Source organism: Agrobacterium larrymoorei, from assembly GCF_037722385.1.
GTDB lineage: Bacteria > Pseudomonadota > Alphaproteobacteria > Rhizobiales > Rhizobiaceae > Agrobacterium > Agrobacterium larrymoorei_C.
Map to the genome: position 1 here is coordinate 178,208 of NZ_JBBKAQ010000011.1, position 15,454 is coordinate 193,661.

Sequence of the window (15,454 nt, forward strand, 5' to 3'; positions counted from 1 at the left end):
TGATATTTGTCGCGAAACCATGCTTCGGGCAAACTTGACTTATTCCTCTGCCCGCCCTACTTCTCTCGCATCGATATTTGTTTGACGACCAGAGCTTCGGCGTTCCAAAGACGCACAGACGATCTTTCTTTCCTTCAAATTCGACCAACACCGCGCTGTTTTTCAGCGCAAAAGTAATATGCCAACGGAAGGAACTCGTTATGGCTACTGGTACAGTTAAGTGGTTCAACGCAACCAAGGGCTACGGCTTCATTCAGCCTGACGACGGCGCACAGGACGTGTTCGTACACATCTCTGCAGTCGAGCGCGCTGGCATGAGCGGTCTCAAGGACGGTCAGAAGATCTCCTACGAACTCGTTCAGGACCGTCGTTCTGGCAAGATGTCTGCAGACAGCATCGTTGCTGCCTGATTATGATTTGGCTGGTTCGCCCAGCCTGTCAGTTGAAAAGCCGGGACCTCGCGTCTCGGCTTTTTTTGTTTTTAAAGGCTTTTTTGATTAATTTTTGTCGGGCCTTGTAAAAGACATGATGCACACCGATATAGGGTCCATCAGTGTTTCGGCAGTTCCCGATGAGGCTTTTGATGAGCCGCCGCGTTGCACCCTCGTTAACAAAAAATTAACTAAGGCGCGCAATGATGAAAGGGAAGACATGAGCGACAGCGAAGAAGTTGGCGCCGTGCTGAGACACAAAGCCGTTTTTGCACTTTGACCACGGATGTACTGGCACTGATTGCATGAACGGAAATGAAAGGTCGGGCTTGCCCGGCCTTTTTGTTTTTCTGGGGCTATTCCCTGATGGAGCAGGTGCCGCTCAAGCGCGGCGCCTACCTTCTACAGACGCGATTACTTCGCGCTCAGCGCGGACAGTATCCGCACCCATGAGCGGGTTCCCTTGTGGAAGGATTTCAGCTCGTATTTTTCATTGGGCGAATGGATGCGGTCGTCGGTGAGGCCGAAGCCGATCATCAGCGAATCCATGCCAAGCATATTCTGGAAGTCGCCGACAATCGGGATCGATCCGCCCATGCCGATCACCACGGCTGGCTTTGCCCATTCATCGGAAAGCGCCGACTTAGCCTTGGTCAGCGCCGGCGAGTCGTAGGACAGGTGGATGGCTGGTGAACCGCCATGCTCATGGAAATCGACCGAGCAATCCGCAGGAATCTTCGAGCGCACATAGGTGCGGAAGCTTTCGCGGATAGCTGCCGGATCCTGCCGACCGACGAGACGGAAGGACACCTTTGCGGATGCCTTGGCTGCAATAACAGTCTTGAAGCCTTCGCCTGTGTAACCGCCGGTGATGCCGTTCACTTCCGCCGTCGGGCGCGCCCAGGTGAGTTCGAGGACGGAACGTCCCTTTTCGCCCGCTGGGACGGAAAGCCCGACCTCACCGAGGAAGGATTCTGCCGTGCGACCGAGATTATCCCAGGATGCCTTGATGTTGGCGGGCGTTTCCTCCACGCCATCATAGAAACCAGGCAGTGTCACGCGTCCCGTTTCGTCATGCAGACCGGCGAGAATGTCGGTGAGAATATGGATCGGGTTCGCCGCAGCACCGCCAAAAAGGCCGGAATGCAGATCGCGATCGGCAGCGGTGATGACGATTTCCTCGCCGACGAGGCCGCGCAGGGCCGCGGCAATCGCCGGCGTCTCGTGGTCCCACATGCTGGTGTCGCAGACGAGAGCGTAATCGGCTTTCAGCTCGTCGGAGTTCGCGTCCAGGAATGGTTTCAGCGATGGCGATCCGGACTCCTCTTCACCTTCAAAAAGAATGGTGACGCGGATCGGAAGCGACCCGCTGACCTGCTTGTAGGCGCGGCAGGCCTCGACGAAGGTCATCAGCTGGCCCTTGTCGTCCGAGGTTCCGCGGCCCGAGATCACCTGACGACCACCGCCGATATCCTTCAGCTTGGCATCGAAGGGATCGTCCTGCCAAAGATTGATCGGATCGACAGGCTGAACGTCGTAGTGGCCGTAAAACAGCACATGCGGCGCATCCGCAGTCGCGCCATCATGATGGGCGACCACCATCGGGTGGCCCGCAGTATCGCGAATGGAGGCATCGAAACCGATGCTGGTCAGATCACGCACCAGCCATTCGGCCGCCTTGCGGCACTCTGCCTTGTAGGCCGGATCGGTGGAAATAGACTTGATGCGGACAAGTTCGAAAAGTCTCTCAAGGCTGGAAGGAAGGTTGTCGTCAACCGCCGAGAGAACGGGAGAAATATCTGTCATTGCATGATCCTGTCATGTCTGGCTTGTCATGTCTGGAACGCCAGCCAGCCGTTTTATCGGGCAGGTGTGTTCCATTTGTGTAAATCTCCGCAAGCAGCTCGCCGAAGACCGGTATCGGTCCATCGGGCCGATGCGCCAGATGGCAGGACGATAGAGCAAATGACGGGCGGTTTCGAGCCGGAAAACTTACTTTTCCGATTTCGCCGCGCTGATAGCGCGGCCCATATACTCCAGCAGCAATTGCCGTTCGAACTTCAAGAGACCCTTCAACAAAGCCTCTTCCGTTTCCTTCGATGCGGCGATGGCCGCCTCCTCAAGGGCGGTGCCTTTCTCCGTCAGCGTGATGATCTGTGAACGGCGATCTGTCGGATGAGGTTTGCGTTCGATCAATCCGTCTCGTGCCATGCGCGCGAGCGTGTTGGCAAGCGTTGCCTGTTCGATGTCAACCCGATCGAGCAGTTGGCGCTGGGTCAGCCCATCTTCCTGCCAGAGTTCCAGCAGAACGGGAAACTGGCCAGGAGAGAACCCGAGGGCAACGGTGCGCTTCAGCATGACCTGGGAGAAACCCTTGGCCAGTTGCGCGGCGAGATAGGCTGCAGAGTCCTGTCGAGAAAATCCCATCGGGCACATCGTCCGGATCATTTACATATCGTGCGATGTAAAGGGCTATGCTTTCGCGAAGCGTGCGTTGCGGCGGATCGCATGCACGAAAGAAAACCGCCATGACCGGGAGGGGACGGTCATGGCGGCCATATTGAGGGACAAAGGCCCGGAGAGGGGGAAAGGCCTTTGCCCGGTCTGACGCGGCGGGGGACGAGCCAGCTATCAGACTACGGCGTGATCAGTCGCCGTCCTCTAAGAAATGAGGCTGCAAATGCGGCTTTTCAAGGGAACATCGGATTACAAATCGGTAACGTTCCGGTGAGATTATTTGGCGTTATTTCGGCGCTTCTGCTGAAGCCAGGTGATGCTGGTCAGCGAACCACCAATGAGAGCCGTCATCCAAATAAAATCCATGACCATGCGGCCAGCGGCACTATCTGCATCAGCGACGACGATGACGACAAAGGCGGCCAGGAGTGCAGCGTCTGCGAACTGAAATTTCGCCGCCTGCCTTATATCCGCATCCCCTGTGGGATCATCGTGGAAATACGTCCGCAGACCTTTGGTCGCGAGCAGGTAAAGGGGAACGGTGGCCGTCTTCGCCACCGTCACTGAGGCGGCATCACCCAGAAACCAGGATGTTGCAGCAACACCTGCCATCAGGACGATCGAAACGAGCCAGGCTGTTACAGAAGATGTTGTATGCATCAAGAACCTCGCGAGACCATGGAAGAAACTTGCTGGGTACTTGAGGCCGACGATAGACCTTTTTGCCGTGTCGCGCTATCCATGCTTCCCATGAAAAAAGGCGATCATCTCTTTCTCGTGGACGGCTCCGGTTTCATTTTCCGCGCTTTCCATGCCATCCCTCCGCTCAACCGCAAGTCCGACGGATTGCCGGTCAATGCCGTGTCCGGCTTCTGCAACATGCTGTGGAAGCTGTTGAAGGATGCGCGCAATACCGATGTCGGGGTGACGCCAACGCATTTTGCGGTGATTTTCGACTATTCCTCCAAGACCTTCCGCAACGAGCTCTACGACCTCTACAAAGCCAATCGCTCGGCGCCGCCGGAAGATCTCGTTCCGCAATTCGGCCTCATCCGCCATGCAACACGCGCCTTCAATCTGCCATGCATCGAAACGGAAGGTTTCGAGGCCGACGATATCATCGCGACTTATGCCCGCCAGGCAGAAGCGATTGGTGCGGATGTCACCATCATTTCCTCCGACAAGGATCTGATGCAGCTCGTTACGCCGAATGTACACATGTACGACGCGATGAAGGACAAGCAGATCGGCGTGCCGGATGTGATCGAGAAATGGGGCGTCCCGCCAGAAAAGATGATCGACCTGCAGGCGATGACCGGCGATTCCACCGACAACATTCCGGGCATTCCGGGTATCGGTCCGAAGACTGCGGCGCAGCTCCTGGAAGAATACGGCAATCTCGATACGCTCTTGGAACGCGCAGGAGAAATCAAGCAGCAGAAGCGACGGGAAAACATCATTGCCAATGCGGAACTGGCGCGGCTTTCGCGACAGCTGGTGGCACTCAGAACCGATGTGCCGCTGGAACTTGCGCTGGATGCGCTGACGCTTGAAGTTCAGGACGGACCGAAGCTGATCGCCTTCCTGAAGGCGATGGAGTTCACCACACTCACGCGCCGCGTCGCGGAAGCGACGGGGGCTGATGCGTCTGTCATCGAGGCCGCGCATGTTCCGGTCGAGCGCGGGGCGGAAGCCCATGGACCCGATCTCGATGCTGGCACCGAGACGACCGGCGATGCCGCATCCGTTCCGCTCGGTGAAGCGTCGGTCGCGGATGTCGGCGCGGTTCTCTCCAAGGCGGAAGGCGATACGCCGCGGGATCTTGCCTCGGCGCGCGAATCGATCTTCGCCGCTGCCAAGATCGACACCGCCGTCTATCAGACCATCCGCACTATCGACGAATTGGATCGCTGGGTTGCGATGGCGCGCGAGACGGGCGTTGTCGCTTTCGACACCGAGACGACCTCGCTCGACCCTATGACGGCGGAGCTCGTCGGCTTTTCGCTGGCGATTGCCGATAACAGCAAGAATGCCAGCGGTTCGGATATCATCGCAGCCTATGTTCCCTTGACCCACAAGACAGGTTCCGGCGGCGACCTTTTCAGCGACGGCATCAAGCTGGCGCCAGACCAGATCCCTTTCGATCTGGCACTCTCGCGATTGAAAGACCTTCTCGAAGATCCCGCAGTCCTCAAGGTCGCCCAGAACCTCAAATATGATTACCTGTTGGTCAAGCGTCTCGGCATCGTCATGCAGAGCTACGACGACACCATGTTGCTGTCCTATGTGCTGGAAGCGGGCAAAGGGGCGCATGGCATGGATGCGCTCTCCGAGCGCTGGCTCGGCCACAAGCCGATTGCTTACAAGGATATTGCCGGTTCCGGAAAATCCGGCGTGACCTTCGATTTCGTCGACATCGACAAGGCGACGACCTATGCCGCCGAAGATGCCGATGTAACGCTCAGGCTCTGGATGGTGCTGAAACCCCGTCTGGTCGCCGATCGGTTGACGAGCGTTTATGAGCGGCTGGAACGACCGCTTGTGCCGGTGCTGGCGCATATGGAAGAGCGCGGCATTTCCGTCGACAGGCAAATTCTGTCGCGGCTTTCCGGCGAATTGGCACAAAAAGCTGCCGCCTTTGAGGAAGAAGTCTACGAGCTGGCGGGCGAGAAATTCAACATCGGCTCTCCCAAGCAGCTTGGCGACATCCTGTTTGGCAAGATGGGGCTGCCGGGCGGTTCCAAGACCAAGACCGGACAGTGGTCGACCTCGGCCTCCGTGCTGGAAGATCTTGCTGCCGAAGGCATGGAGCTTCCGCGCAAGATCGTTGACTGGCGCCAGCTGACCAAGCTGAAGTCCACCTATACGGACGCGCTGCCGGGTTACATTCACGCCGATACCAAGCGCGTTCACACGTCCTATTCGCTCGCATCGACGACGACGGGCCGTCTCTCCTCATCGGAACCGAACCTGCAGAATATTCCGGTGCGGACCGCCGAAGGGCGTAAGATCAGAACGGCCTTCGTTTCGACGCCCGGCAACAAGCTGCTGTCGGCCGATTATAGCCAGATCGAACTGCGCGTGCTGGCGCATGTCGCCGATATTCCACAGTTGAAGAACGCTTTCGAGAACGGCATCGATATTCATGCGATGACGGCATCGGAAATGTTCGGCGTACCTGTCGAAGGCATGCCGTCGGAAGTACGCCGCCGTGCCAAGGCGATCAACTTCGGCATCATCTACGGCATCTCCTCCTTCGGTCTTGCGAACCAACTCAGCATCGGTCGGTCTGAAGCGGGAGAGTACATCAAGAAGTATTTCGAGCGCTTTCCCGGCATTCGCGACTATATGGAAAACACCAAAGCTTATGCCCGCGAGCACGGCTACGTGGAGACCATCTTTGGTCGCCGCATCCACTACCCGGAAATCAAGTCGTCCAACCTTTCGGTCAAGGCGTTCAACGAGCGTGCGGCGATCAACGCACCGATCCAGGGGTCTGCCGCGGACATCATCCGACGCGCCATGATCCAGATGGAGCCGGCGCTCCAACAGGCGAAGCTGTCTGCCCGCATGCTGCTTCAGGTCCATGATGAATTGATCTTCGAAGTCGATGACGGCGAGATCGAAAAGACGCTGCCAATCGTTGTTTCGGTGATGGAAAATGCGGCGATGCCGGCCATCGATATGAAGGTGCCGTTGCAGGTGGATGCACGCGCTGCCGATAACTGGGATGAAGCGCACTGAAAGCATGTCGCGCAGAAGAAGCAGCTCCAGCGCCGGAGCGAATCTGAAGATCGCGACACGCTTTATAACTGTGCGGATGTCACGTGCCTGTCGCGCATGAGGCGTAGGGGGAAGGCTTCCATCAAGGAGCCTTTCCATGCACGCCCCTCTCGTTTCGCCGCAACTTCTAACCTTTTCGACTACCCATCAAACCGCACCACCGCGGCACCTGGGAACACGCTATTCTCCTGAGGGAGACTTTCTGCCCGAACCTGGCAATACCGTCGTTTGCCATCTGGTCGAAGGCTCCTCTTCCGAGGAGGCTGTCATAGCAGCGCGCCAGCGGCTTCTCGATATGCCGGAGGCTTCAACCCATCTTGCCTTCACGCCTATCTCCAGCCTGCACATGACGGTGTTCCAAGGCATTATCGAGAATCGCCGCGCCTGGCCGTACTGGCCGAAGGAAATGCCAGAAGACAGCACGATCGAGGCGATGACGACCTTCTACCTTGAGCGCCTGGCCAAGTTTCCAAAGCTGCCGGCCTTTAACATGCAGGCGACATCCGTCACGCCGCTTGGTCTCATCCTGAAGGGCGCAACCGAGGATGACGAAAGGATCGTTGCTGCGTGGCGCGACGCGTTTGCCGAGGCATTTGGCTATCGTCACCCAGACCACGAGAGGTACGAATTCCACATTACATTTGCCTACACCCGCCGCTGGTTCGATCCGGAGTGCCTGCCGCGCTGGCAGGCAATGCTGGATGATTGCCTTGAAGAATTGCGGGCGGCGGCGCCGGTCATCCAAATGCGTCCGCCAGCCTTTTGTGCATTTGCAGACATGAACCACTTCGAGGAGTTGATCGTCTTCGATCACGTCTGATAAGGATGTGGCAATGGATGCCGATTTCGATTGCGTCGGCATCTCGCGAAAAAATGCGTGTCGGGGCTGGTCAAAGCCCTGCAAGGCATGTATAAGCGCGCCAAATTTCCGATATCGAGACATGCGACATTCGGCCTAAGGTTTGGCTGGTTCCCGTGTTTCGCCGCTTCAGTGGAGTAACACAAATGGCAGTTCCTAAAAGAAAAACGAGCCCGTCCAAGCGCGGTATGCGCCGTTCGGCAGACGCCCTCAAGGCAGCAACCTACGTCGAAGACAAGAACTCCGGCGAACTGCGTCGCCCGCACCACATCGACCTGAAGACAGGCATGTACCGCGGCCGTCAGGTTCTGACGCCGAAGGAAAGCGCATAATCAGCGCTTCTTGATGTACTTGCATGACGAATGAGCCGGCCTTTGGGTCGGCTTTTTTGTTGTCTTCTCCAGTCTTTGTAATGCCGCTTGGAAAATCGAGAACCCACACATACTATCCTCAATAGGAGGGCACGTCTTTCGGGATGTGCCATGTGGAGGAGTTTGAGTGCGATATCGGTGGGTTGGCATCCTTCTGCTTTGCCTTGGTCTGTGCGGGTTTGCCTTCACCAAGGGTCGGGAACTGCTGGCTGAAAGCTATCTCAACGAGGCTGCCGAACAGGGCGGAACGACGTTGCGGCTTGCCGTCTCTGCCCTTGGCGGCCATCTCAACCGTTACGAGCCCCTTCCGGCGCTGATGGCCGACCATGACGACATCGAAGAGCTGGTTGCTCACCCGGAGGACCAGCGTCTCAGGCAGCGCGCCAACATCTATCTTAAGTCGATCAACGACCTTCTGAAATCCTCCGACATCTATATCATGACGCTGGACGGCGAGACGATCGCTGCGAGCAACTACGATGGGCCGGCAAGCTTCATAGGCCAGAATTTCAGCTATCGACCTTATTTCCAAGATGCGGCCAAGGGCCTGCAGTCACGCTTCTTTGCGCTTGGCACGACGTCACATAAGCGCGGCTACTATTTTGCCTCTCCTATCCTGTTCAACGACGTCATCAAGGGCGTCATCGTCTTCAAGGTGGATATTGAGGGCATCGAGGCCTCCTTCGGCACGGGAGAAAACCGCATCGTCGTTACCGATCCGGAAGGCATCATCTTCATGACCGGCGTGCCGCAATGGCTTTACTCGGCAATCCTGCCGCTGACACCAGACAGGATTGCCCGAACAGAAGCCTCGCGCCGCTATGCCGATGCCAAGCTCAGCCAGCTGCCGGTGACCGAGGGCACCTTCGGCAGTCATCGTTTGATGGCGGTGCGCGAAGGGCAGCAGGACCGGGAGTATCTCGTGCTTTCCCAGCCGATGCCGGAAGCTGGCTGGACGGTAAATGTGCTGATGGATACCGGCTCGGTTCGCACGCAGGTGCAGACGATGCTGCTCGCCGCGCTCCTGTGCCTTGGCCTTGCCGGTGCGTTGCTGGCGGCCATGCTGCAAAGACGCCGACGACTGCAGGATCGTCTGGTGCACCAGGCCGAAGCCCAGGCTGAGCTGGAGCGTCGGGTTGAGGAGCGCACGGCCGATCTGGCGCGGGTTAACCGCGACATCAAGCGCGAGATCGCCGAACGCCGTCAGACGGAAAAGCAGTTGCGCAAGACCCAGAAGGATCTGATCCAGGCGGGTAAGCTCGCCGCGCTGGGCCAGATGTCGGCAGCCCTCTCGCATGAATTCAACCAGCCGCTTGCAGCCGCCAAGACCTATGCCGAAAGTGCGTCGCTGTTGATCGAACGCGGACGCGTAGAGGAGGCAAGCTCCAATCTGTCCCGTATCTCTGCCCTGATCGACAGAATGGCGTCGATCAGCAAACACTTGCGCAACTTTGCCCGCAAGCCGAATGAACATGTCGGACCCGTTCCACTCGACACGGTGGTGTCCGACACGCTCGAAATCGTCAGCGCGCGATTGAAAGCAGCGGATGCCGAGTTGCGTGTGGCGCTTGGCCCCGAGACGCTCTTCGTCAAGGCCGGACCGGTGCGTCTGCAACAGGTACTCGTCAACATCATTTCCAATGCGGCGGATGCGGTGGAAGGGTTGGACGACAGGCGTATCGATCTCACCGCGCAAAAGAATGAGAACGAAAACAAAGTCATCGTCTCGGTGCGCGATCGCGGGCCCGGCGTGCCGCCGGCGATCATGGAGCGCATCTTCGATCCATTCTTTTCCACCAAGGGTGTCGGCAAGGGCCTGGGTCTTGGCTTGTCGATCTCCTATAATATCGTCAAGGACTTTGGCGGGCGGCTGATCGTCACCAACCTCGAGGATGGTGGCGCTCGTTTTGATATTGAACTCGACGCCCAGACACCGATGGAGATTGCCGCGGAATGAGCCAGTCCCGCGTATTGCTGATCGATGACGAAGAGGATTTACGCCTGTCCACAGCTCAAGGGCTTGAGCTTGCAGGTCTCGATGTCGTTACCATCGACAATGCCGACCACGTCTTTGAACTGATCGGCTATAGTTTTGACGGCGTGATCGTGAGCGATATCCGCATGCCGGGTATCGACGGCATGAGCCTGCTGCAGAAGGTGCGGGAACTGGATGCAGAAATCCCCGTGATCCTCGTCACCGGGCATGGCGATGTGCAGCTCGCGGTCAGCGCCATGCGCAATGGCGCATATGATTTCATCGAAAAGCCGTTCAGCGTTCAGTATCTTGCCGGCATCATCAAACGCGCCATGGACCGTCGCTCACTGGTGCTGGAAAATCGTCGCCTGCGCGCGGTTGCCGGCAAGCGCGACGATCTGGAAACGCGCCTGCCAGGCCGCACTCAGGTGATGGTCGAACTTCGTTATCGCATCCGTGCCATCGGAGCTGCTGATGCCGATACGCTGATCATCGGCGACACAGGTGCGGGCAAGGAAGTGGTGGCGCGCGCGCTCCACGATGTCAGCGCCCGGGCCGACCGCCCCTTCGTCGCCATCAACTGCGCGGCCCTTCCGCAACATCTGATCGAGAGCGAACTCTTCGGCCACGAGGCGGGCGCTTTTCCCGGGGCGCTAAGGGCGCGCTACGGCAAGTTCGAGCATGCGCGCGGCGGCACCATCCTCCTTGACGAGATCGGCTCCATGCCGCCCGACATGCAGGGCAAGCTGCTGCGCGTGCTGCAGGAGCGCACCATCACGCGTCTCGGCTCCAATGAGACCGTGGAACTCGATGTTCGCTTCATCGCCACCAGCAAGACCGATCTGGCACAGGAGGCGCTTGCCGGGCGCTTCCGCCAGGATCTTCTTTATCGCCTGAACGTCGCAACGATCCATGTCCCGTCCCTGGCACAACGACAAAGCGATGTCCCCTTGCTCTTCCTGCATCTCGTGAGAGAAGCGGCTGCCCGCTACGGCCGTGACGATATGGAGGTGCCCTCAAGCATCGTCTCGTCGCTTGCGATGCGCGAGTGGCCAGGCAATGTCCGTGAGCTCAGAAACGAGGCGGATCGGTTTGTTCTCGGGCTGGATGGTCGTTCCGGTGAAGGGTCGCCGAGCGATCCACTCTCCGGCCACGGGCTTTCCGCCAAGGTGGCGGAATTCGAAAAGGGCATCATCGCAAGAACAATCGCGTCTCACAAAGGCAATCTCAAAGCTGTCTATGAGACGCTCGGAATATCGCGCAAGACGCTATATGAAAAGATGCAAAAATACGCATTAACGAAGCATGCGCCCATTGATGAAGACATGGCGAGCCCTTGAGTATCCATCGCTTTTATTGCCATGGGTCGGAATCCACCCACGTCATGACAGCGATGTTTCGGAATCCACCCATTCAGGCCGTTAGCCGACGATCTTTTAACGATTTGTTTTCTTCCCTCGATTGCGTGAAGCGCGATCTCGACTGCAAATGATCTCACCCCGGCGAACACAGAGGAGTGTGTTTCGTCGCTGAGGCCATATTCATCGGGAGGAAAAGATGAAACTTCTGAAATCCGTCACGGGTGCAGTCGCTGCCGCCGCCGTATCGCTCTTTGCGCTTTCTGCAGCCGCTCAGGATTATCCTGGCCGCAACATTACTATGGTTGTGCCGTTCTCCGCTGGCGGTCCGACAGACACCGTGGCCCGCCTCGTGGCGGAATCCATGTCCAAGGATCTTGGCCAGCAGATCATCGTCGAAAATGTCGGCGGCGCAGGCGGAACACTGGGTGCCGGTCGCGTGGCATCTGCCGATCCGGATGGTTACACCATCCTCCTGCATCACATCGGCATGGCCACCAGCGACACGCTTTACCGTAAGCTCGCCTACAAGACGCTCGACGCCTTCGACTATGTCGGCCTCGTGACCGAAGTACCGATGACGATCCTGTCGCGCAAGAACCTTGAAACCAAGGATCTCAAGGGCCTGATCGACTACGCCAAGGCGAACAAGGATAAGGTCACGGTTGCCAATGCCGGTATCGGCGCTGCCTCTCATCTGTGCGGCATGCTGTTCATGAGCGCCATTCAAACGCCGCTCGTGACCGTTCCCTACAAGGGCACCGGCCCGGCGATGACGGATCTTCTTGGCGGTCAGGTCGATATCATGTGCGACCAGACGACCAACACCACCAAGCAGATTCAGGGCGGCACCGTGAAAGCCTATGCCGTCACCACGCCTCAGCGTCTCAGCGTTCTGCCGGATGTGCCGACGGCGACGGAAGCAGGCCTGCCCAACTTCGAAGTTGGTATCTGGCACGGCATCTACACGCCGAAGGGCACGCCAGCCGCCGTGAATGAGCGTCTCTCCAAGGCACTTCAGGTGGCGCTGAAGGACCAGAACGTTGCCGCGCGCTTTGCCGAGCTCGGCACCACGCCATCGCCAGAAGCGGATGCAACGCCTGCCGCACTGAAGGCCAAGCTCGAAAGCGAAATTGCGCGCTGGAAGCCGGTCATCGAATCGGCTGGCCAATACGCCGACTAAACCTGCATCGAGCCGGGGATGGCACATGCCGTCCCCGGTTTCTTGCTGCAGTCCACAGCGATCCTAAAGACCTCAATCGAACTCTACAGACGTCGGGCCATAAAAAGGCACCGATGCACAGGCGGGGACGACCATGAAATCAGTCAGTTTCGATGCCACAGAAGCCATCTGCGGCGCAATTTTTATCTGCCTCGGCATTTTCTTTGCTTGGCAATCCTATGATCTTGATCTCGGCACCACCTTTCGCATGGGCCCTGGATATTTCCCGCTCGTCCTTTCGCTGATCCTCGTGCTGCTCGGCAGCGTGATCTTCCTGCGGGCCGGCAAGGTTGCAGGCGAGCCGATGGGCTCGATTGCATGGCGGGGCATCTTCTTCATCCTCCCGGCGCCCATCTTCTTCGGTTTGACAGTGCGTGGCCTGGGCTTCGTCCCTGCCCTCTTCCTCAGTGCGCTGATCGCCTCCTTTGCATCGCACAAGATGAAGCCAGTGATGGCCGTGCTTCTATCGGCTGCCATTACGGTGTTTTCGGTTCTCGTCTTCAATTACGGTCTTGGCCTGCCTTTCCAGCGCTTCGGCCCCTGGCTCAACTTCTGAGGTCGCGTCATGGAACTCTTCGATAATCTGGCGCTCGGCTTTTATACGGCCTCCACGCTTCATAACCTGTTCTTCTGCCTGATCGGCGTGCTTCTCGGGACGCTGATCGGCGTTCTTCCCGGGATCGGCGCCACCGCGACGATCGCCATGCTTCTGCCGATTACCTTCCAGCTGGAGCCCGTTTCCTCGCTGATCATGCTCGCCGGCATCTATTACGGCGCGCAATACGGCGGCTCGACCACGGCGATCCTCATCAATATGCCGGGTGAGTCTTCCTCCGCCGTGACAGCCATCGACGGATACCAGATGGCGCGTAAGGGGAAAGCCGGGGCGGCACTCGCCATTGCGGCCATCGGCTCCTTCGTTGCCGGTACAGTTGCAACCTTCCTCGTGGCAGTCTTCGCGCCACCGCTCACCTCGATCGCGCTCGAATTCGGTGCGGCGGAATATTTCTCGCTGATGGTTGTCGGTCTCGTGTCATCCATTGCACTGGCGCACGGCTCCATCGTCAAGGCGCTTGCCATGGTCGTCCTCGGCCTGCTGCTAGGCCTCGTCGGTACCGACATCTATAGTGGCACACCGCGCTTCACACTGGGCATTCGCGAATATGCCGATGGTCTGAACTTCGTTGCGGTTGCCGTCGGTGTCTTCGGTATTGCCGAAATCCTGCGCAATCTGGAAGACGAAAAGACCCGTACCGTGCTGATGGCCAAGGTTTCCGGCCTTCTGCCCACCAAAGATGACTTCAAGAAGATGGTTGCGCCCGTCCTGCGCGGAACTGTTATCGGCTCGGCGCTGGGCATCCTGCCAGGCGGTGGTGCCATTCTCGCGGCCTTTGCCTCCTATACGGTGGAAAAGCGCGTCTCGAAGAATCCAGAAGAATTCGGCCACGGCGCAATCGCCGGTGTCGCAGGTCCGGAATCGGCCAACAATGCCGGTGCTCAGACCTCCTTCATCCCGCTCCTGACACTTGGCATTCCTGCCAACCCGGTCATGGCGCTGATGGTCGGCGCGATGATCATCCAGGGCATCGTTCCCGGTCCGAATGTTGCGACCGAGCAGCCGGCGCTCTTCTGGGGCATCATCGCCTCCATGTGGATCGGCAACCTGATGCTGGTGGTGTTGAACCTCCCGCTCATCGGGCTCTGGGTGAAGCTTCTGACGATCCCTTATTACGTGCTCTTCCCGATCATCATGGCCTTCTGCGCCATCGGGGTTTACAGCGTCAACTCCAACGTCTTCGATCTCTATGCCGTCGCCTTCTTCGGCTTCATCGGATACGCCTTGGTGAAACTGCGCTGCGAGCCGGCACCTCTGCTGCTCGGCTTCGTGCTTGGCCCGCTGCTGGAGGAAAACCTGCGCCGCGCCATGATCCTGTCACGTGGCGATCCAAGCACCTTCGTCACCAGGCCGATCAGCGCCACGCTGCTCCTGATCGCTCTTCTGGTTCTCGTCGTCGTCTTCCTGCCAAGCGTCAAGAAGAAGCGCGAGGAAGTCTTCCAGGACGAAGGCTGATACAGCCTCACGGTTCATCACAAATCAAAGGCCGGACACCAACTGTCCGGCCTTTGTCTTGTTTATGCGTCATAAAACTGCGAAAGCAGCGTGATTGGTAACGGAGGTCTTCATGGCAGATCAAAATGAAGCGCGGATCATCACTTTAGAAGAGACGGTGGCCTATCAGGCCAAGACGATCGAAGAGCTCTCCGATCAACTGGCGGAACAGTGGAAGGTCGTCGAGCAGACTCGTGCAAAACTCGATCGTCTCACGGAGCGCTTCTTGAGCCTGGAAGAACAGTCGCTTGACGCGCCAGCCATTACAAAGCCACCCCATTACTGATGACGCCGACGCCTTACGACATATTGAGGAGCTGAGATGACGCAGAGTGCGATACCAACACCAGTCGCTGAGATTCTATCTTTCTGGAATGAGGCTGGTCCCGAGAAATGGTTTGAGAAGAACGCCCATTTCGACAGCGCCTTCCATTCCCGCTTTCACGATCTGCACTTCGCGGCGGCTCGTCGGGAGCTGATCGACTGGCTTGATGCGCCGGAAAGCAGCCTCGCGCTTCTTCTTCTCCTCGATCAGTTTCCCCGCAACTGTTTCCGCGGCACAGCGCATATGTATGCGACCGATCCGCTGGCGCTTCACTACGCTCGTGACGCCGTTTCACGCGGCCATGATCAGGCGATCGATCCTGAACTGCGGATTTTCTTCTACCTAACCTTCATGCACTCGGAAGAACTGGCCGACCAGGAGCTTTGCTGCGAGCTTTGCGAGCCTCTTGGCGAACGCTATTTGCCTTTCGCGATCGAGCATCGCGATATCGTCGCGCGCTTCGGTCGCTTCCCTCACCGCAACGATATTCTGCTTCGTGAAACGACGGAAGAAGAGCGCGCCTTCCTTGCCGAAGGTGGGTTTGCAGGCTGATGAACAAAAAC

At 58.1% G+C, this 15,454-nt stretch carries 15 protein-coding genes; 12 read left to right on the forward strand and 3 right to left on the reverse strand.

Features of this window, described 5'->3' with window-relative positions; translation table 11 throughout:
• Positions 1–200: 200 nt before the first annotated feature.
• Entirely contained in the window at positions 201–410 is a 210-nt protein-coding gene (locus tag WKI41_RS13630) for a cold-shock protein (protein ID WP_027674583.1), read from the forward strand.
• Positions 411–525: 115 nt separating this feature from the next.
• Positions 526–711, forward strand: a complete 186-nt coding sequence (locus tag WKI41_RS13635; RefSeq protein ID WP_340194038.1) for a hypothetical protein — start codon at positions 526–528, stop codon at positions 709–711.
• A 134-nt stretch (positions 712–845) separates the two neighbouring features.
• Here WKI41_RS13635 and WKI41_RS13640 read toward each other — a convergent pair whose 3' ends face one another.
• From WKI41_RS13640 to WKI41_RS13650, 3 genes are all read right to left on the reverse strand, one after another.
• Positions 846–2,237, reverse strand: a complete 1,392-nt coding sequence (locus WKI41_RS13640) for a M20/M25/M40 family metallo-hydrolase (protein ID WP_340194039.1) — start codon at positions 2,235–2,237, stop codon at positions 846–848.
• A gap of 186 nt (positions 2,238–2,423) precedes the next feature.
• Positions 2,424–2,858, reverse strand: a complete 435-nt coding sequence (locus tag WKI41_RS13645) for a MarR family winged helix-turn-helix transcriptional regulator (protein WP_340194040.1) — start codon at positions 2,856–2,858, stop codon at positions 2,424–2,426.
• 306 nt (positions 2,859–3,164) lie between these two features.
• Positions 3,165–3,548 carry a hypothetical protein gene (locus WKI41_RS13650; RefSeq protein ID WP_340194041.1) on the reverse strand — a complete coding sequence of 128 codons (384 nt, stop codon included), beginning with the start codon at positions 3,546–3,548 and terminating at the stop codon, positions 3,165–3,167.
• A gap of 90 nt (positions 3,549–3,638) precedes the next feature.
• Here WKI41_RS13650 and polA point away from each other — a divergent pair, with 90 nt between their 5' ends.
• From polA to WKI41_RS13700, 10 genes are all read left to right on the forward strand, one after another.
• Positions 3,639–6,632, forward strand: coding sequence for a DNA polymerase I (polA, locus tag WKI41_RS13655; protein WP_340194134.1), 2,994 nt, complete (start codon positions 3,639–3,641; stop codon positions 6,630–6,632).
• A 136-nt stretch (positions 6,633–6,768) separates the two neighbouring features.
• Positions 6,769–7,491, forward strand: coding sequence for a DUF1868 domain-containing protein (locus WKI41_RS13660; protein WP_340194042.1), 723 nt, complete (start codon positions 6,769–6,771; stop codon positions 7,489–7,491).
• Positions 7,492–7,676: 185 nt separating this feature from the next.
• On the forward strand, positions 7,677–7,862 hold the full coding sequence (rpmF, locus tag WKI41_RS13665) for a 50S ribosomal protein L32 (protein ID WP_016556742.1): 186 nt from the start codon (positions 7,677–7,679) through the stop codon (positions 7,860–7,862).
• Between the two features lie 166 nt (positions 7,863–8,028).
• Complete coding sequence (locus WKI41_RS13670; RefSeq protein WP_340194043.1) at positions 8,029–9,858, forward strand: sensor histidine kinase; 1,830 nt, start codon at positions 8,029–8,031, stop codon at positions 9,856–9,858.
• Entirely contained in the window at positions 9,855–11,216 is a 1,362-nt protein-coding gene (locus WKI41_RS13675; RefSeq protein WP_340194044.1) for a sigma-54-dependent transcriptional regulator, read from the forward strand. The genes WKI41_RS13670 and WKI41_RS13675 overlap by 4 nt, the downstream gene beginning before the upstream one ends.
• A gap of 217 nt (positions 11,217–11,433) precedes the next feature.
• Positions 11,434–12,417 (forward strand): tripartite tricarboxylate transporter substrate-binding protein, encoded by a 984-nt coding sequence (locus WKI41_RS13680; RefSeq protein WP_340194045.1) that lies wholly within the window; start codon positions 11,434–11,436, stop codon positions 12,415–12,417.
• Positions 12,418–12,550: 133 nt separating this feature from the next.
• Positions 12,551–13,012: a tripartite tricarboxylate transporter TctB family protein gene (locus WKI41_RS13685; RefSeq protein WP_340194046.1), complete on the forward strand. Its 462-nt coding sequence runs from the start codon at positions 12,551–12,553 to the stop codon at positions 13,010–13,012.
• A gap of 9 nt (positions 13,013–13,021) precedes the next feature.
• Complete coding sequence (locus WKI41_RS13690) at positions 13,022–14,527, forward strand: tripartite tricarboxylate transporter permease (protein WP_340194047.1); 1,506 nt, start codon at positions 13,022–13,024, stop codon at positions 14,525–14,527.
• Positions 14,528–14,639: 112 nt separating this feature from the next.
• Complete coding sequence (locus WKI41_RS13695; protein WP_340194048.1) at positions 14,640–14,852, forward strand: SlyX family protein; 213 nt, start codon at positions 14,640–14,642, stop codon at positions 14,850–14,852.
• 36 nt (positions 14,853–14,888) lie between these two features.
• Complete coding sequence (locus tag WKI41_RS13700; protein WP_340194049.1) at positions 14,889–15,443, forward strand: DUF924 family protein; 555 nt, start codon at positions 14,889–14,891, stop codon at positions 15,441–15,443.
• Positions 15,444–15,454 lie beyond the last annotated feature (11 nt).